Below are 16961 nucleotides of genomic sequence, written 5' to 3'. Positions count from 1 at the left end.
TATCCGTATAATCGCGGCCTGATCAATGAGGTACGCAATGAGCAGTGACGATCCAAGGTTTGGCGGGGTAGCTCGCTTGTATGGGGTAGCCGGCCTGGCTCGGCTACAGGGCGCTCATGTGGCTGTGGTAGGTGTAGGTGGCGTGGGTTCGTGGGCCGCCGAAGCCTTGGCGCGCTCGGGCGTGGGTGAAATTTCCCTGTTCGACCTGGACGACACCTGCGTGAGCAACACCAACCGCCAGTCTCATGCCCTGGCCAGCACCATTGGCCAGCCCAAGGTGGAGGTATTGGCTCAGCGGTTGCGCGACATCAACCCGGCTTGCAAGGTACATGCAATCGTGGACTTCGTGACCCAGGAGACCTTGGCCGACTACCTGACCGACCAACTGGACTATGTGCTCGAATGCATTGACAGCGTGATTGCCAAGGCTGCGGTGATTGCCTGGTGCAAGCGCCGCAAATTGCCCATCGTGACCACAGGGGGGGCGGGGGGGCAGGTAGACCCTACCAAGATCGACATCGTAGACCTGAACCGCACCTGGAATGACCCACTGGCCTCCCGGGTACGGTCCCTGTTGCGCAAGGACTACGGCTTTTCCCGCAATACGTCGCGCAACTATGGCGTGCCTTGTGTGTACTCCACCGAGCAATTGCGTTATCCCGCTGCGGACGGCACCGTCTGCGCGACCAAAGCGTTTGTGGGTGAGGGCGTGAAACTGGACTGCGCCAGTGGCTTTGGCGCCGTGATGATGGTCACGGCCACGTTTGGCATGGTGGCGGCCAGCAGGGTAGTGGACAAGCTCGTGGCGGGCGTTGGCCGGCCGCAGTAAACGGTAGCGGGCTGCGGGTTCGCAGGCTGGCGCCTGCTCCCACATGGGAAGGGAAGGGCTGAATGTTCCGGCGTCACCCGGCAATGGCTTTCATGCGCTGCAGCACGGCATTCAGCCCATTGCTGCGCGACGGGGTAAGCTGGCGTTGCAACCCCAGCCCTTCAAACCAGGCCCCCAGGTCTACCGCTTGCAGCTCCTCCGCCCCCAGCCCGTTTACCCTTACCAGCAACAGGGCCAGCAAACCGCGCAGCAACCGGGCGTCAGTGCTGGCGCGGAAATGCCATTGGCCGTTTTCCAACGCACCGGCCAACCACACCTGGCTTTCACAGCCGTGCACCAGGTTTCTGTCAGACTGGTCTTCCAAGGCCAGGGCTGGCAGGTGAGCGCCCTCTTGCATCAACAGGCGGGCGCGGGCTTCCCATGAACTACAGCCCGCGAACCGTTCCAAGGCTGCAAGCGCTTGTGGGGACAGGCTCATAGCAGTAACTCCAGGGCGCGGTCCAATGCCTCGAAAAAGCGCGACAGGTCGCTGGAGTCGTTGTACATCGCCAAGGACACCCGTATCGCCCCATTCAGCTCCAGGCCTTTGAACAAGGGCATCGCGCAGTGCTGGCCTGCGCGTATGGCAATGCCTTGGTCGGTTAGCAGGTGGGCCAGGTCAGCGTTGTGTACACCTTTGACCCAAAAACTGGCTAATGCGCTGTCTGGCGTACCCAGTACCTGAATGTCGTCGCGGTCGTGCAGCCCGCGCAGCAGTTGCTGGTGAAGCGCCTGCTCATGGGCCAGCACGGCGTTGCCATCCAGGGAGCCGAGCCAGTCCAGGGTAGCGCCCAGTGCAATCACACCCGCAATGGGTGGCGTACCGGCTTCGAAACCTAATGGGGCAGGGTGGAAGCTGGCGTGGTGGTATCCGGCCTGGTGCACCATTTCCCCACCGAACTGCCAATGGCGTAGCCGGCCCAATGCCTCGCTGCGACCATACAACACGCCTACGCCTTCCGGGCCATACAGCTTGTGGCTGGAAAACACATAGAAATCACAGCCAAGGGTGGTCATGTTTTGCCGGCCATGCACTACGCCTTGAGCCCCATCGACCACAGACAGTGCACCCTGCTGGCGAGCCAGCGCCAGCAAGGGGGCCAGTGGCTGTGCCGTGCCCATCACGTTGGACAGTTGGGTAAGGGCCACGATCCGGGTGCGTGGCCCGATCAGTGCCTGGGCCTGGGCCAGATCGACCCGGCCATCGGTATCGACGGGCAGAATAACCAGCCGGGCGTTGCGCCGCTGCGCCAGTTGCTGCCAAGGCAGCAGGTTGGCATGGTGCTCAAGGGCGCTGACAGCGATTTCGTCGCCTTCGGCTACCTCGTGCTCCAGCCCATAGGCCAGGAGGTTGAGCGCCGAGGTGGCGCCATGGGTGAAGATCACCTGAGCGGGGGCATTGGCCTGCAGCCAGTGGGCAACTTTCTCGCGGCTCTCTTCGAACGCCTGGGTGGCAAGCGCCCCTGGCAAATGCTGCGCACGGTGCACATTGGCAGCACCATGGGTGTAGTAGTGGGCCATCGCATCCAGCATGGCCCGCGGCTTTTGCGTGGTGGCCGCGCTGTCCAGGTAGGTTTGTTGCTGCCGCTCCAAGGCGGCGATTGCGGGAAACTCACCCCGCCAGGGAGATGGCTGAAACATGTTTTAGGCCTTGGTGCCGGAGCGGGGAGCAATGCCGCCCCGGCTACCCTTATCAGTTGTGGGCGTGCAGCGCTTCGTTCAACTCGATGGCCGACTTGTGCGTTTTGCATTCGACCGCGCCGGTTTCAGAGTTGCGACGGAACAGCAGGTCATTCTGGCCGGCCAGGTCGCGGGCCTTGACGACCTTGACCAGCTGGTTAGCGTCATCCAGCAGGCGCACTTTCGTGCCCGCAGTGATGTACAGGCCAGCTTCCACCGTATTGCGGTCGCCCAGCGGTATGCCGATACCGGCGTTGGCGCCGATCAGGCAGCCCTCACCGACTTTGATCACAATGTTGCCGCCGCCGGACAGCGTACCCATGGTAGAGCAGCCGCCGCCCAGGTCCGACCCTTTGGCCACGAATACGCCAGCCGACACACGGCCTTCGATCATGCCTGGGCCTTCGGTGCCGGCGTTAAAGTTCACGAAGCCTTCGTGCATGATGGTGGTGCCTTCACCGATGTAGGCGCCCAGGCGAACCCGCGCGGAATCGGCGATACGCACACCGGCCGGCACCACGTAGTCGGTCATTTTCGGGAACTTGTCTACCGAGAACACCTCCAGCAGCCGCCCCTTCAGGCGCGCTTCGAGCTGCAGTTCGGCCAGCTCGGCCAGGTCCACGGCGCCTTGGCTGGTCCAGGCTACGTTGGGGAGCAGAGGGAAAATGCCAGCCAGGTTCAAGCCGTGGGGCCGTGCCAGGCGGTGAGACAGCAAGTGCAGTTTGAGGTAGGCCTCTGGCGTAGAGGTCAGCGCGGCGTCTTCGGCCAGCAGCGTGGCCACCAGCGGCTTCTGGCTTTCGGCCAGGCGGGTGAGCAGCGCGGCCTGTACCGGGTCGATGGCCTTCAAGGCTTCAGCCAATTGTGAGGCCTGAGTGCTGCTGAACGTAATGGCCTGGTTGCCGCCGGTATAGCCCAGCGGGCCACTCACCGCATCGACCAGTGCCTGGGAAGGCGAAACCAGCGGTTGCGCGTAGAACACTTCCAGCCAATTGCCTTGACGGTTTTGGGTGCCAACGCCGAAGGCCAGGCTGAACAGGGTAGTAGACATGCGCGATTCCTCTTGAAGGGCGGGGCCGGCTGATCAGCTCAGGGCCGCCGCGTAGTGATCTGGCTTGAACCCCACCAGGGTGCTTTGACCCAGGTCGAGTACCGGGCGCTTGATCATGGAGGGCTGGGCCAGCATCAGGTCGATCGCCCGTGCCTGGTCCAGGCCGGCCTTGTCGGCGTCCGGTAATTTGCGAAAGGTGGTTCCCGCACGGTTGAGCACGGTCTCCCACCCGTGGGCATCACACCAGCGCTGCAGGTGCTCGCGGTCGATACCTTGGGTTTTGTAGTCATGAAAGGCGTAGGCGATGCCATGGTCGTCAAGCCAGCTACGGGCCTTTTTCATGGTGTCGCACGCCTTGATGCCAAAAAGAGTGTAAGCCATGGGGTGCAGCGGCGGCCTGGGCAGGCGCTTGCCTGTACTCCGAATTGAAGGGTGGTGAAGTATGCGGCATTAGCCCTTTCAACGCCATGGCTACGTAGTTCCATAGGCACTACTGCGCATTGGCCCTGCGAATGTGTATTTGTGTGTACACATTTCGCAGTTCCGATGATGTTTTTTTCAACTAACTGATAGCCGTATGGTAGTTCGAATCTTTCGCGCGCGCATAGCACGGCTTGCTAACTTAGGTGAAGTATATTTATCCATCTGATAGATAGAGAGGTTTGATTATAGTTTCAGCCGGTCCGCTTCTTAGGATTCACAGGCAGCCGCGGTGAGCTGCTAATAATTGTCCATGAGGGATATCATGCTATTTTCCAGCTTTAATGGCAGAGCCTTCACTGCGGTTGCAGTGAGTGCCCTGGCGTTTTCTCCGGCCTTTGCCGATACCCTGACCCGGGATAACGGCGCCGCAGTAGGTGACAATCAGAATTCGCAGACGGCAGGGGCTAATGGCCCTGTGCTACTGCAGGATGTTCAGCTGATTCAGAAACTTCAACGCTTTGACCGTGAACGCATCCCGGAGCGGGTGGTGCATGCGCGTGGCACCGGTGCAAAAGGTGAGTTCACAGCGTCGGCAGACCTTTCAAGCCTCACCAAAGCCAAAGTGTTCACTCCAGGGGAGCATACCCCGGTATTTGTGCGGTTCTCCGCCGTGGTACATGGCAACCATTCGCCAGAAACCTTGCGTGATCCCCGTGGCTTTGCGACTAAATTCTACACGGCCGATGGTAACTGGGACCTGGTGGGCAACAACTTCCCCACGTTCTTTATTCGTGATGCCATCAAGTTCCCCGACATGGTACATGCGTTCAAGCCAGACCCGCGTACCAACCTGGATGATGACTCCCGGCGTTTCGATTTCTTCTCTCATGTGCCCGAAGCCACACGCACACTTACCCTCTTGTACTCTAACGAGGGCACGCCCGCCGGCTATCGTTTCATGGATGGCAACAGTGTTCATGCCTACAAGTTCGTGAACGATAAAGGCCAGGTGCATTACGTCAAGTTCCACTGGAAAAGCCTGCAAGGCGTAAAGAACCTGGACCCTGCCCAAGTGGCCAAGGTGCAGTCCACCGACTACAGCCACATGACCCATGACCTGGTGAATGCCATCAATCAGGGCGACTTCCCGAAATGGGACCTGTACATTCAGGTGCTCAAACCCGAAGACCTGCCTACGTTTGCCTTCGACCCGCTGGACGCTACCAAGATCTGGCCCGGTGTGCCTGAGCGCAAGGTCGGGCAGATGGTGCTGAACAAGAACGTAGACAATGTGTTCCAGGAAACCGAGCAGGTGGCCATGGCACCGTCCAACACGGTGCCAGGTATCGAGCCGTCCGAGGACCGTTTGCTGCAAGGCAGGCTGTTCTCTTATGCCGATACCCAGATGTACCGCCTTGGTGCCAATGGCCTGAGCCTGCCAGTCAACCGGCCGCGTGATGGCGTGAACAACGGCAACCAGGACGGCAGCCTCAATAGCGGCCATACCACCACCGGTGTGAACTACGAACCTAGCCGACTGAACCCACGGCCGAGCCAGGACAGCGCGCGGTATAGCCAGCTGCCGCTGACCGGTACTACGCAGCAGGCAAAGATCCAGCGTGAGCAGAACTTCAAGCAGGCCGGTGATCTGTACCGTTCCTACAGCGAGAAGGACCGCAAGGACCTGATCCAGAGCTTCGGTGAATCCCTGGCGACCACGGATGCCGAGAGCAAGAACATCATGCTCTCGTACTTGTACAAGGCCGACCCGGAGTACGGAACAGGCGTTACAAAAGTGGCCAAGGGTGACTTGGCCAAAGTGAAGGCACTGGCGGCGCAGTTAGAGGATTGACGCCCACCCAGGTTTACCCCCCGGAACCGGGGGGGTAAGCCTATCGACGCGCTTCCACGAATGCCCGCACCCGCTGCGCCGCCTCGATGCACTCCGCCAGCGGAGCAACCAGTGCCATGCGTACACGGTGGGCCCCTGGGTTCACGCCGTCGATCTCGCGGGACAGGTATGAGCCCGGCACCACGGTGACGTGCTGTTCACAGAACAGCTCGCGGCAGAAGGCTTCATCACCCATAGGTACGCCTGCCCAGAGGTAGAAGCCGCCGTCCGGTCGCTGTACATCCAGCACCGGGCCGAGGATGTCCAGCACGGCATCGAACTTTTCCCGGTACAGGTCACGGTTTTCGCGTACGTGGGTTTCGTCCTGCCAGGCGGCGATGCTTGCCAACTGGGTTGGGATGGACATGGCGCAACCGTGGTAAGTACGGTACAGCAGGAACGCTTTGAGAATATCGGCATCACCGGCCACGAAACCTGAGCGCAAGCCGGGCAGGTTGGACCGTTTGGACAGGCTGTGAAACACCACACAGCGCTTGAAGTCCGAGCGCCCCAAGGCAGCGCAGGCGCTGAGCAGGCCAGGCGGTGGCGTGCCTTCGTCGAAGTACAGTTCGCTGTAGCACTCATCGGCGGCAATGATGAAATCATGCTGATCGGCCAAGCCGATCAACCGCTTCAACGTATCCAACGGAATCAGCGCGCCGGTTGGGTTGCCGGGCGAGCACAGGAACAGTACCTGGCAGCGGTCCCATACCTGGGCAGGTACCGCATCGAAATCCGGGTTGAAACCCTGTGCTTCAAGGCACGGCAGGTAATAGGGCTGCACACCCGCCAGAATCGCAGCCCCTTCGTAGATCTGATAGAAAGGGTTAGGGCTGACGATCAGCCCCTCCCGATCGCGCTCGGCGACCGTTTGCACGAAGGCAAAGAGTGCTTCGCGGGTACCGTTGACCGGCAGCACGTGGCGCGCAGGGTCCAGCCAGCCGGTGGGCACGCCGAAGCGCTGGGCGCACCAGCGAGTAATGGCTTCGCGCAGCGCAGGCAAGCCGGCCGTGGTGGGGTATACGGACAGCTTGTCCAGGTTGTCTGCCAGCGCCTTTGCAACAAAGGCCGGCGACGCATGCTTGGGCTCGCCGATGGACAGTGCGATGTGTGCCTTGCCCTCGGGTGGTTGCGCGCCGGCCATCAGGGCGCGGAGCTTTTCGAACGGGTAGGGCTGCAGGTGGCTAAGGGCTTGGTTCATCGGTAGCTCGGCTTCAGATGCTTAAACGGGACAATTCGATGCCTTGCGGCTGACTTACGCTGAGCTGTTCGACGATGGCGTCCTGCAGGCGCAGGCACAGCTGCGGGTCAGACAATGGCTGGTTGTTGGCATCGGTCAGGAAAAACACGTCCTCTACACGTTCACCCAGGGTGGCGATTTTTGCGTTCTGCAGGGACAGGTCGAACTCCAGGAAAATCTTGCCCAGGCGGGCCAGCAGGCCGGGGCGGTCTGGTGCGCTCAGTTCCAGGATGGTCACTGGCCGCTGTGCATCGGTCAGAATGGTCACTTGGGGGGCAAAGGCGAAGTGCTTGAGTTGGCGCGGCACGCGGCGCTGGATGATGGTGGGGTAGTCATCCGGGTTGCGCAATGCGTCGGTGAGGCCTTCGCGAATCTGCTGGATGCGCTGCGGATCGTCGCCAATGGAGCCGCCGTCGTTGTTCAGCACGATGTAAGTGTCCAGGGTGAACTGGCTGCTGGACGTAATGATGCGGGCGTCGTGAATGTTCAGGTTCAGCTGGTCCATGGCCGCGACGGTCACGGCGAAGAAGTCGTGCTGGTCCGGCGCATAGATGAAGATCTGGCTGCCGCCCTCGAAGTCCCGCTGGGTGGTTTCCCGGATCAGTACCAAAGGGCCGCCATCGGCCGGCTGCTGCAGAATGGCATCGGTGTGCCAGGCCACGTCTGCCGAGGTATGGCGCAGGAAATAATCATCGCCCAGCTGGCTCCACAGTTGTTCGGCGTCATCTTGGTCCGTCCCGCCACGCACCAGTGTGTCCAGCGCGGCGGCCTGGGTCTGGCGAATCTGCTCCTCGCGGTCGAGCGGGTTTTCCAGGCCCCTGCGCAGCGCGCGCTTTGTTTCTGTATACAGTTGGCGCAGCAGGCTGGCCCGCCAGGAGTTCCACAGGCTGGGGTTGGTGGCGTTGATGTCAGCCACGGTTAGCACATAGAGATAGTCCAGATGCGTTTCATCACCCATGAGCTGAGCAAAGTCATGGATGACCTGGGGGTCGGACAGGTCTTTGCGTTGGGCAGTGGTGGACATGACCAGGTGGTTTTGCACCAGCCATACGATCAGGCGGCTGTCCCAAGGGGGCAGCTGATGGCGGGCGCAGAACGCCTGTGCATCGATGGCGCCCAGCTCGGAATGGTCACCGTTACGGCCTTTGCCAATGTCATGGTACAGGCCCGCCATGTAGATCAGTTCAGGCTTAGGCAGCCTGCCCATCAGCTTGCTCGCCAGGGGGAACATCTCTGAAACCGGCGTGTATTGCAGTTTGCGCAAGTGCTTGATCAGGTTCAGCGTGTGCGCGTCCACGGTATAGATGTGGTAGAGGTCATGCTGCATCTGGCCCACGATATGGCCAAACTCGGGCAGGTAACGCCCTAGAATGCCGTAACGGTTCATGCGCCGCAGGTTGCGATGAACCCCCTTTTCGCACTTGAACAGCTCCACGAACAGGCTGGTATTGCGCAGGTCATGCCGGAAAGCGTCGTCGATCAGGTGGCGGTGCTCACGCAGCAGCCGAATGGTGTCTGCCCGCACGCCCTTGATCTCAGGGTTCTGCGCCATCAGCACGAATATTTCCAGAATGGCGAAGGGGAACCGGCGGAAAATATGAGGCGCCGTGGCTTCTATGTAGCCGTCATGCAACTGGAACCGGGTATTGATAGGCGTAATGCACGTGCCTGCGTCTGCCGCCAGAATTTCTTCTTCGAAATGCTGGATGATCAAGTCGCTTAATTTGGCGATACGCATGACCACACGGTAGTACTGCTGCATCAGCGCTTCGATGGCAAGCCTGGCGTCACTGTCCTTGTACCCCAATAGCTCTGCAATCCGCCGCTGGTAGTCGAACAGCAGGCGGTCTTCGGAACGCCCGGCCAGCATGTGCAAAGCATAGCGCACCTTCCAGAGGAATTCCTGAGAGGCTGCCAGCAGGTCGCCTTCGTTTTCCAGCAAAAACCCTTGGCCTGCCAGTGCTTGCAGGTTCAGTGTGCCGTACTGGCGCCGGGCAACCCACAGGATGGTCTGGATGTCCCGGAGCCCCCCAGGCGAGCCTTTCACGTTAGGCTCCAGGTTGTACTCGGTGTCGTTGTATTTGTGATGCCGCGCCTGCTGCTCGGCACGCTTGGCCAGGAAAAACGCCTTGCTGGGCCACATGCGGTCGGGTGCCGTCACTTCCAGCATGCGTTTGCGCAAGCGTTCGGGGCCGGCGATGGTACGGCTTTCCATCAGGTTAGTGATCACCGTCAGGTCCGCTTGGGCCTGCTCGGCGCACTCTTCGATGGAGCGAACGCTCTGGCCGACTTCAAGCCCGATATCCCAGAGCAGTGTGAGAAAGCGCTCGATGGAGTCGCGGAAGGCCTCATGGTCGGCATGTTCCAGCAGGATCAGCAGGTCGATGTCCGAATAGGGGTGCAGTTCGCCGCGCCCGTAACCGCCTACGGCTACCAGCGCAATATCGGCTTCTTCATTCCATTCGAACTGGCCCCAGGCCTGCTGGAGGAGGTTATCCACGAACCAGGCCCGGTCTTCAACCAGCCGGCGCACGTTGCGGCCTGCCGCAAAGCGTGCGTCCAATACCTGACGGGCCCGGCGAATAGCCTTCTTGAACGCAGTCACAGGGCTGGCCTTGAGCGCCAGCTCCGCCTGGAACTGCCCGCGATCAAACAATTCCGGGTCCACCTGGGGCATCGATTGCCTTCCTTTTATAGGCGCGGGCGCAGCCTGTTACTGCGCAGAGGTGCGGGGCAGGGTGTCGTCCTGGCGCAACGTAAGGATTTCGTAGCCATCGGCGGTCACCAGTACGGTGTGCTCCCACTGGGCCGACAGTTTGCGATCCTTGGTGATTGCCGTCCAGCCATCGCCCAACAGGCGAGTATCGGCCTTGCCCTGGTTGATCATCGGCTCGATGGTGAAGATCATGCCTTCCTTGAGCGCAATGCCGGTGCCTGCGCGGCCGTAGTGCAGCACCTGCGGTTCTTCGTGGAAGACCTTGCCAATGCCGTGGCCACAGTATTCGCGCACTACCGAAAAGCCGTTCTTCTCAGCATGCTTCTGGATCACTTCGCCGATGTCACCCAGGTGGGCACCTGGGCGCACCACTTCAATGCCTTTGTACATGCATTCCTGGGTCACGCGCGACAACCGGGTGGCCCACTCGGGCACGGTGCCCACATGGAACATACGGCTGGTGTCGCCGTGGTACCCGTCCTTGATGACGGTGATATCGATGTTCAGTACATCGCCGTCCTTCAAAGGCTTTTCGTTGGGAATGCCATGACACACCACATGGTTGATGGAGGTGCAGATGGACTTGGGGAAGCCCTTGTAATTGAGGGGCGCCGGAATGGCCTTCTGTTCGTTCACGATGTAGTCGTGGCACAGGCGGTCCAGTTCGTCGGTGGTAACCCCAGGCTTCACATAGGGCTCGATCATTTCCAGCACTTCGGCGGCCAGGCGGCCGGCGACGCGCATTTTCTCGATGTCCTCGGGGGTCTTGATGGTTACGGTCATACGGGCTCTCTGGGCACCTTTTGGTGCGGTATCAATGTGCAAGGCCGTGATTCTACCATAGGCCAGGGGGTGGGAACCGTGCACGGGGAAGGGGCTGCGATCACGCACCCGCGTTGCGGTTTCTCTTTGCCCGATTGTGTGATATAAAGTGCGCCGCTTTGCGGGGGTGCCCGCAGGGCTTAACCCACACACGTATCGACACGATGACCTGGGTGCCCAGGCCGCAAGGCCGCGGGTTGGATCATTGGGATACGTGGAGGCCTAACCCGACTTATCAAGGAACTATCATGTCCCAAGTCAACATGCGCGATATGCTGAAGGCCGGTGTGCACTTCGGTCACCAGACCCGTTACTGGAACCCAAAGATGAACAAGTTCATCTTCGGCGCGCGCAACAAGATCCACATCATCAACCTGGAAAAAACCCTGCCGATGTTCAACGAAGCGCTGAGCTTCGTCGAGAAACTGGCCCAGGGCAAGAACAAGATCCTGTTCGTCGGCACCAAGCGTTCCGCTGGCAAGATCGTTGCCGAAGAAGCAGCACGTTGCGGTTCGCCGTATGTGGATCACCGCTGGTTGGGCGGCATGCTGACCAACTTCAAGACCATCCGCGCTTCCATCAAGCGTCTGCGTGATCTTGAAGTACAGGCCGAAGACGGTACCTTCGCCAAGTTGACCAAGAAAGAAGCCCTGATGCGCACCCGCGACCTGGAAAAACTGGATCGCAGCCTGGGTGGTATCAAGGACATGGGCGGCCTGCCTGACGCATTGTTCGTGATCGACGTTGACCACGAGCGCATCGCGATCACCGAAGCCAACAAGCTGGGTATCCCGGTCATCGGCGTTGTCGATACCAACAGCAGCCCAGAAGGCGTGGACTACGTGATCCCAGGTAACGATGACGCCATTCGCGCCATCCAGCTGTACATGGGTTCGATGGCTGATGCCGTCATCCGTGGCCGCAACCACGTTGCGGGCGGCACTGGCGAATTCGTCCAGGAAGCTGCTTCCAGCGAAGCCGCAGAAGGCTGAGTCTACCGCGCCTGAAAATGGCATGGTAAGCAAAAAGGGGGCTAGGCCCCCTTTTTGCCACCCGCACCGGCCAAGCCGGCATGTCGGGTCCGAATTTCAATGCCCGCCGATGCGCGGGTGGTATGGCCGAAAACCTGTTCGAGAGGATTTTTGAAATGGCAGAAATTACTGCGGCGCTGGTCAAAGAACTGCGCGAGCGTACCGGCGAAGGCATGATGGACTGCAAGAAGGCCCTCACCAAGGCCGGCGGCGACATCGAAAAAGCCATTGACGATATGCGTGCTTCCGGCGCCATCAAGGCTGCCAAGAAGGCAGGCAACGTGGCAGCCGAAGGTGCGGTCGCCATCAAAGACGACGGCAAGGCCGCCGTGCTGCTTGAAGTCAACTCCCAGACCGACTTCCTGGCCCTGCAGGACGACTTCAAGGCCTTCGTGGCCGCTGGCGTCGACAAGGCCTTCGCCGACAAGCTCACTACTGTTGAGCCTCTGATCGAAGCCATGGAGCCTGCGCGTATCGAGCTGGTTGGCAAAACCGGCGAAAACGTCAACATCCGCCGCCTGGTGCGTGTTGAAGGTGACGTGGTTGGTAGCTACCTGCACGGCAACAAGATCGGCGTGGCCGTTGTGCTCAAAGGTGGTGACGTGGAACTGGCGAAAGACATCGCCATGCACGTTGCAGCCAGCAACCCTGAGTTCCTGCTGCCGTCGGAAGTGTCCGCTGAAGCCATCGAGCGTGAAAAGGGCGTCTTCCTGTCGCTCAACGAAGAAAAAATCAAAGGCAAGCCAGCCAACATCGTTGAAAACATGGTGGCCGGTCGTATCAAGAAGTTCCTGGCCGAAGCCAGCCTGGTAGAGCAGGCGTTCGTCAAGAACCCAGAGCTGACCGTAGGTGCCTTGGCACAGAAAGCCGGCGCAGAAATCGTGTCCTTCACCTACTTCAAGGTTGGCGAAGGCATCGAGAAGCCTGTGGACAACTTCGCTGACGAAGTTGCTGCACAAGTGGCTGCTGCCAGCAAGCAATAAGACAGGCTACATCTGTCACTCAAAGAGGCTGCCCGCTTACGCGCGCGGCCTCTTTGTCAAAGTAAGACCCGCGCATGCCCTCTGGCCAGCGCGGCGGGCGTCAGAAGCGCCCAGCAAGCAACACAGGCCAAGGCCTGAACTATTCAAGAACGCCGCAGGAGAGATACGCAATGGCCCAGCAGGTGAGTGGTCGTCAACCTCGCTATAAACGCATTCTGCTCAAACTAAGCGGCGAGGCCCTCATGGGCTCCGAAGAGTTCGGTATCGACCCCAAGGTGCTTGATCGCATGGCGCTGGAAGTGGGCCAACTGGTAGGCATCGGCGTGCAGGTGGGGCTGGTGCTGGGTGGTGGCAACCTGTTCCGCGGCGCGGCACTGAGTGCAGCCGGCATGGACCGCGTTACAGGTGACCACATGGGCATGCTGGCGACCGTGATGAACGGCCTGGCCATGCGTGATGCGCTGGAGCGGTCGAACATTTCCGCCATGGTCATGTCAGCCATTTCCATGGTCGGCGTGACCGATCACTATGATCGCCGCAAGGCTATGCGTCACCTCAACAGCGGTGATGTGGTAATTTTCTCTGCCGGCACTGGCAATCCGTTCTTCACTACGGACTCTGCAGCCTGCCTGCGCGGTATCGAAATCGACGCCGATATCGTGCTCAAGGCCACCAAGGTGGACGGCGTGTACACTGCAGACCCGTTCAAAGACCCCAATGCCGAGAAGTTCGAGCGGTTGACCTACGACGAAGTGCTGGACCGCAAGCTGGGCGTAATGGACCTCACTGCCATTTGCCTGTGCCGCGACCACAAGATGCCGCTGCGGGTCTTCAACATGAACAAGCCTGGCGCCCTGCTGAACATCGTAGTCGGTGGCGGCGAAGGTACCCTGATCGAGGAAGGCATGTAATGATCGACGATATCAAGAAAGACACCAAAGGCCGTATGGACGGCGCCATCAATTCCCTGTCGCATAACCTGGGCGGTATCCGTACAGGCCGCGCGCACCCTAGCATTCTGGAAAGCGTGAAGGTGCCAGCCTGGGGGAGCGAAATGCCGCTCAACCAGGTGGCATCGGTTACCGTTGAAGATGCCCGTACCTTGAAGATCGTTGCTCACGACAAAGACCTGGGCAAAGCCATCGAAAAGGCTATTCTCAACTCGGACCTGGGCCTGAACCCCAGCAGTGCCGGGACCACCATCCGTGTGCCAATGCCCGCCCTCACTGAGGAAACCCGCAAGGGGTACACCAAGCAGGCACGTGGCGTAGCCGAAGATGCTCGCGTGGCCGTGCGCAACGTCCGCCGTGACGCCCTGGCTCAGCTGAAGAAGCTGGTGAAAGACAAGGAAATCAGCGAGGACGAGGAGCGTCGCGCTGCCGATGACATCCAGAAGCTGACGGACAAGTGCGTGGCCGAGGTAGACAAGAAGCTGGAAGAAAAGGAAAAGGACCTCATGGCCGTTTGAGGGCAGCGTTGTGCGCAAGGAAAAGACCAAACAGCCGGCACTGCCAGCCACCGTGCCTCGGCATGTGGCAATCATCATGGACGGCAACAATCGCTGGGCCAAAAAGCGCCTGCTGCCTGGTGTGGCAGGCCATAAGGCTGGCGTGGACGCCGTTCGTGCAGTGATCGAAGTCTGTGCCGAGGCCAAGGTCGAGGTACTGACGCTCTTTGCCTTCTCCAGCGAAAACTGGCAGCGGCCTGCCGAAGAAGTCGGTGCATTGATGGAGCTGTTTTTCACGATGCTTCGGCGCGAAGCGCGGCGGCTCAACGACAACGACATCAGCCTGCGCATCATTGGCGACCGCAGCCGCTTTCATCCTGATCTGCAAGCGGCCATGCGCGAAGCCGAAGCGGTGACCTCCGGGGCAGGGCGGTTCGTTCTGCAGATCGCTGCCAACTATGGTGGCCAGTGGGATATTGCCCAGGCTGCACAGCAGCTTGCGCACCAGGTTCAGGCCGGCAAGCTCAAGCCGGAAGACATCACGCCAGCGTTGCTCCAGGGCAATCTGTCTACCGGTGAACTGCCCGTGCCAGACCTGTGTATCCGCACCGGGGGAGAGCACCGTATCAGCAACTTCTTGTTGTGGCAGCTGGCCTATGCCGAGCTGTATTTCTCCGACCTGTTCTGGCCGGACTTCAAACACGAGGCCATGCGCAGCGCGCTGGCCGATTTCGCCTCCCGGCAGCGTCGCTTTGGTAAAACCAGCGAGCAGGTCGAGGCTGGAGCCCGTGCCTGATGCTTAAACAACGCATACTCACCGCGCTGGTGTTACTGCCCCTGGCCCTTTGCGGGTTCTTTCTGCTCAATGGCGGGGCCTTTGCCCTGTTCATTGGTGCGGTAGTCACAGTGGGCGCCTGGGAGTGGGCGCGCCTGGCCGGGTTCGAAGCCCAGGGGCTACGGGTCGGTTTCGCGGCCGTGGTAGCGATCCTGCTGGCCGTGCTGTACAGCATGCCAGGCCTGGCACCGTGGCTGTTGGGGCTGGCTGTCATCTGGTGGGGGCTGTCCACCTGGCTGGTGATGACGTACCCAGCGTCTGCCCGCTACTGGACCACAAAAGGCGCCAAGGTCGTGATCGGGCTGCTGGTGCTGCTACCGGCCTGGGAAGGGTTGCTGCTGCTCAAGCAATCCGCTTCCGGCATGGGAAACCTGCTGATCGTGGCGGTGATGGTGCTGGTATGGGTGGCCGACATCGGCGCCTATTTCTCTGGCCGTGCCTTTGGCAAGCGCAAGCTTGCACCGGCTGTCAGCCCTGGAAAGAGCTGGGCAGGGCTGTATGGCGGCTTGGGTATCGCATTGCTAGTGACGCTGGTCACCGGCTGGGTACGTGGCTGGGCAGCCAGCCAGGTGCTTGTCGCACTGGTGATTGCAGCGGTGGTTGTACTGGTTTCAGTGGTAGGGGACCTGACGGAGAGCATGTTCAAGCGCCAGGCCGGCATCAAGGACAGCAGCCAGTTGCTACCAGGCCACGGGGGTGTGCTGGACCGTATCGACAGCCTGACGGCAGCGATTCCGGTGTTTGCAGTACTGCTGTGGATAACGGGTTGGGGTCTGCTGTGAAGGCATTGCAACGTATTACCGTACTAGGCGCCACGGGTTCGATTGGGCAAAGCACGCTGGACGTCATCGCGCAGCATCCGGAGCGTTACGAAGTCTTTGCCCTTTCAGGCCACGCCCGGCTCGACGAGCTGTTTGCACTGTGCCAGCGGCATCGGCCTAAATGCGTTGTTGTGGCTACAGCGGCCGATGCCACCTCGTTCAGCCAGCGGTTGCGTGAAGCAGGGCTGGCGACAGAGGTGCTGCATGGCGAGCAGGGGCTGAGCGATGTAGCCAGTGCTTCTGAGGTCGATGCCGTCATGGCGGCGATCGTGGGTGCAGCTGGGCTCAAGCCCACGTTGGCGGCAGTGCGGGCTGGCAAGAAGGTGCTGCTGGCCAACAAGGAGGCGCTGGTGATGTCCGGCGGGCTGTTCATGCAGGCCGTGCGGGACAGCAAGGCGGTATTGCTCCCCATCGACAGCGAGCACAATGCCATCTTCCAGTGCCTGCCTGGCAACTATGCACAAGGGTTGTCCCAGGTAGGCGTACGCCGGATTTTACTCACCGCTTCAGGTGGCCCGTTCCGTGAAACACCATTGGCAAACCTGGAAACGGTGACGCCCGAACAGGCCTGTGCGCACCCTAACTGGTCAATGGGCCGCAAGATTTCGGTGGACTCGGCCACCATGGCCAACAAGGGGCTTGAGCTTATCGAGGCGTGCTGGCTGTTCGACGCCCGCCCGTCCCAGGTCGAGGTGGTCATTCATCCCCAGAGCGTGATCCATTCGCTGGTGGATTACGTGGACGGTTCGGTGCTCGCCCAGTTGGGCAACCCTGACATGCGAACGCCTATTGCCAACGCACTGTCCTGGCCGGAGCGAATAGCCTCCGGGGTGGCGCCCTTGGACCTCTTCGCTATTGCGCGTCTGGATTTCCACGCCCCGGACGAACACCGGTTCCCGTGCTTGCGCCTGGCCAGGCAGGCCGCGGAGGCAGGCGGAAGCGCACCTGCTATGTTGAACGCTGCCAACGAAGTGGCGGTTGCAGCCTTTCTTGACCGCCGCATCCGCTACACCGAAATCGCGCGTATCATTGACGCTGTTCTGAGCCAGGAGCCAGGCGGCAGCCTTGAAAACCTGGATGCCGTATTCGAAGCCGATACCGTTGCTCGCCGTACTGCCGTGCAATGGTTGACTCGGCAGGGCCGATGAGTTCCGAT

At 60.5% G+C, this 16961-nt stretch carries 16 protein-coding genes; 9 read left to right on the top strand and 7 right to left on the bottom strand.

What is annotated here, in order from left to right; all coding sequences use genetic code 11:
* Window positions 1-37: 37 nt before the first annotated feature.
* Window positions 38-829, top strand: coding sequence for a tRNA cyclic N6-threonylcarbamoyladenosine(37) synthase TcdA (gene tcdA / locus HBH25_RS05225; protein WP_168082218.1), 792 nt, complete (start codon window positions 38-40; stop codon window positions 827-829).
* 73 nt (window positions 830-902) lie between these two features.
* Here tcdA and HBH25_RS05220 read toward each other — a convergent pair whose 3' ends face one another.
* Genes HBH25_RS05220 through HBH25_RS05205 form a run of 4 tightly spaced genes read right to left on the bottom strand, consistent with a single transcriptional unit; the run spans window position 903 to window position 3977 of the window.
* Entirely contained in the window at window positions 903-1307 is a 405-nt protein-coding gene (locus HBH25_RS05220; RefSeq protein WP_168082216.1) for a SufE family protein, read from the bottom strand.
* Entirely contained in the window at window positions 1304-2509 is a 1206-nt protein-coding gene (locus HBH25_RS05215) for an aminotransferase class V-fold PLP-dependent enzyme (protein ID WP_168082214.1), read from the bottom strand. The genes HBH25_RS05220 and HBH25_RS05215 overlap by 4 nt, the downstream gene beginning before the upstream one ends.
* Before the next feature lie 52 nt (window positions 2510-2561).
* Window positions 2562-3596 carry a 2,3,4,5-tetrahydropyridine-2,6-dicarboxylate N-succinyltransferase gene (gene dapD / locus HBH25_RS05210; RefSeq protein WP_168082212.1) on the bottom strand — a complete coding sequence of 345 codons (1035 nt, stop codon included), beginning with the start codon at window positions 3594-3596 and terminating at the stop codon, window positions 2562-2564.
* A gap of 33 nt (window positions 3597-3629) precedes the next feature.
* Window positions 3630-3977 (bottom strand): ArsC family reductase, encoded by a 348-nt coding sequence (locus HBH25_RS05205; RefSeq protein ID WP_168082210.1) that lies wholly within the window; start codon window positions 3975-3977, stop codon window positions 3630-3632.
* Between the two features lie 364 nt (window positions 3978-4341).
* Here HBH25_RS05205 and katB point away from each other — a divergent pair, with 364 nt between their 5' ends.
* Window positions 4342-5871, top strand: coding sequence for a catalase KatB (gene katB / locus HBH25_RS05200; RefSeq protein WP_229631819.1), 1530 nt, complete (start codon window positions 4342-4344; stop codon window positions 5869-5871).
* Window positions 5872-5911: 40 nt separating this feature from the next.
* Here the strand turns inward: katB and dapC are convergent, their stop codons facing one another.
* Genes dapC through map form a run of 3 tightly spaced genes read right to left on the bottom strand, consistent with a single transcriptional unit; the run spans window position 5912 to window position 10649 of the window.
* The gene (gene dapC, locus HBH25_RS05195) at window positions 5912-7111 is read right to left on the bottom strand and encodes a succinyldiaminopimelate transaminase (protein ID WP_168082206.1); all 1200 of its coding nucleotides are present in this window, start codon (window positions 7109-7111) and stop codon (window positions 5912-5914) included.
* 13 nt (window positions 7112-7124) lie between these two features.
* Complete coding sequence (locus tag HBH25_RS05190) at window positions 7125-9827, bottom strand: [protein-PII] uridylyltransferase (RefSeq protein WP_168082204.1); 2703 nt, start codon at window positions 9825-9827, stop codon at window positions 7125-7127.
* A gap of 36 nt (window positions 9828-9863) precedes the next feature.
* Complete coding sequence (map, locus tag HBH25_RS05185; RefSeq protein WP_168082202.1) at window positions 9864-10649, bottom strand: type I methionyl aminopeptidase; 786 nt, start codon at window positions 10647-10649, stop codon at window positions 9864-9866.
* Between the two features lie 287 nt (window positions 10650-10936).
* On the opposite strand from map, the gene rpsB reads away from it, so the two are divergent.
* The 7 genes from rpsB to ispC all read left to right on the top strand — a co-directional run bounded on the left by rpsB (window position 10937) and on the right by ispC (window position 16953).
* Entirely contained in the window at window positions 10937-11680 is a 744-nt protein-coding gene (gene rpsB, locus HBH25_RS05180; protein WP_168082200.1) for a 30S ribosomal protein S2, read from the top strand.
* A 155-nt stretch (window positions 11681-11835) separates the two neighbouring features.
* Window positions 11836-12702 (top strand): translation elongation factor Ts, encoded by an 867-nt coding sequence (gene tsf / locus HBH25_RS05175; RefSeq protein WP_168082198.1) that lies wholly within the window; start codon window positions 11836-11838, stop codon window positions 12700-12702.
* Between the two features lie 170 nt (window positions 12703-12872).
* Window positions 12873-13613: a UMP kinase gene (pyrH, locus tag HBH25_RS05170; protein ID WP_168082196.1), complete on the top strand. Its 741-nt coding sequence runs from the start codon at window positions 12873-12875 to the stop codon at window positions 13611-13613.
* Window positions 13613-14170, top strand: coding sequence for a ribosome recycling factor (frr, locus tag HBH25_RS05165; RefSeq protein ID WP_168082194.1), 558 nt, complete (start codon window positions 13613-13615; stop codon window positions 14168-14170). Before pyrH ends, frr begins: the two co-directional genes overlap by 1 nt.
* 10 nt (window positions 14171-14180) lie before the next feature.
* The gene (uppS, locus tag HBH25_RS05160) at window positions 14181-14945 is read left to right on the top strand and encodes a polyprenyl diphosphate synthase (protein ID WP_324616856.1); all 765 of its coding nucleotides are present in this window, start codon (window positions 14181-14183) and stop codon (window positions 14943-14945) included.
* Window positions 14945-15766 (top strand): phosphatidate cytidylyltransferase, encoded by an 822-nt coding sequence (locus HBH25_RS05155; protein WP_168082192.1) that lies wholly within the window; start codon window positions 14945-14947, stop codon window positions 15764-15766. The genes uppS and HBH25_RS05155 overlap by 1 nt, the downstream gene beginning before the upstream one ends.
* On the top strand, window positions 15763-16953 hold the full coding sequence (gene ispC / locus HBH25_RS05150; RefSeq protein ID WP_168082190.1) for a 1-deoxy-D-xylulose-5-phosphate reductoisomerase: 1191 nt from the start codon (window positions 15763-15765) through the stop codon (window positions 16951-16953). The genes HBH25_RS05155 and ispC overlap by 4 nt, the downstream gene beginning before the upstream one ends.
* The last annotated feature ends 8 nt before the right edge of the window (window positions 16954-16961 follow it).

It is taken from the genome of Pseudomonas quercus (assembly GCF_012033695.1).
Classification (GTDB): domain Bacteria; phylum Pseudomonadota; class Gammaproteobacteria; order Pseudomonadales; family Pseudomonadaceae; genus Aquipseudomonas; species Aquipseudomonas quercus.
Note: the sequence above shows the minus strand (reverse complement) of the source record. Positions and strands in the feature narration are given on the sequence as shown.

What these genes read in the sequence shown, in the direction of transcription:
- tcdA (WP_168082218.1), top strand. Translation starts at nt 38, where the DNA reads ATGAGCAGTGACGATCCAAGGTTTGGCGGGGTAGCTCGCTTGTATGGG.
- HBH25_RS05220 (WP_168082216.1), bottom strand. Translation starts at nt 1,307, where the DNA reads ATGAGCCTGTCCCCACAAGCGCTTGCAGCCTTGGAACGGTTCGCGGGC.
- HBH25_RS05215 (WP_168082214.1), bottom strand. Translation starts at nt 2,509, where the DNA reads ATGTTTCAGCCATCTCCCTGGCGGGGTGAGTTTCCCGCAATCGCCGCC.
- dapD (WP_168082212.1), bottom strand. Translation starts at nt 3,596, where the DNA reads ATGTCTACTACCCTGTTCAGCCTGGCCTTCGGCGTTGGCACCCAAAAC.
- HBH25_RS05205 (WP_168082210.1), bottom strand. Translation starts at nt 3,977, where the DNA reads ATGGCTTACACTCTTTTTGGCATCAAGGCGTGCGACACCATGAAAAAG.
- katB (WP_229631819.1), top strand. Translation starts at nt 4,342, where the DNA reads ATGCTATTTTCCAGCTTTAATGGCAGAGCCTTCACTGCGGTTGCAGTG.
- dapC (WP_168082206.1), bottom strand. Translation starts at nt 7,111, where the DNA reads ATGAACCAAGCCCTTAGCCACCTGCAGCCCTACCCGTTCGAAAAGCTC.
- HBH25_RS05190 (WP_168082204.1), bottom strand. Translation starts at nt 9,827, where the DNA reads ATGCCCCAGGTGGACCCGGAATTGTTTGATCGCGGGCAGTTCCAGGCG.
- map (WP_168082202.1), bottom strand. Translation starts at nt 10,649, where the DNA reads ATGACCGTAACCATCAAGACCCCCGAGGACATCGAGAAAATGCGCGTC.
- rpsB (WP_168082200.1), top strand. Translation starts at nt 10,937, where the DNA reads ATGTCCCAAGTCAACATGCGCGATATGCTGAAGGCCGGTGTGCACTTC.
- tsf (WP_168082198.1), top strand. Translation starts at nt 11,836, where the DNA reads ATGGCAGAAATTACTGCGGCGCTGGTCAAAGAACTGCGCGAGCGTACC.
- pyrH (WP_168082196.1), top strand. Translation starts at nt 12,873, where the DNA reads ATGGCCCAGCAGGTGAGTGGTCGTCAACCTCGCTATAAACGCATTCTG.
- frr (WP_168082194.1), top strand. Translation starts at nt 13,613, where the DNA reads ATGATCGACGATATCAAGAAAGACACCAAAGGCCGTATGGACGGCGCC.
- HBH25_RS05155 (WP_168082192.1), top strand. Translation starts at nt 14,945, where the DNA reads ATGCTTAAACAACGCATACTCACCGCGCTGGTGTTACTGCCCCTGGCC.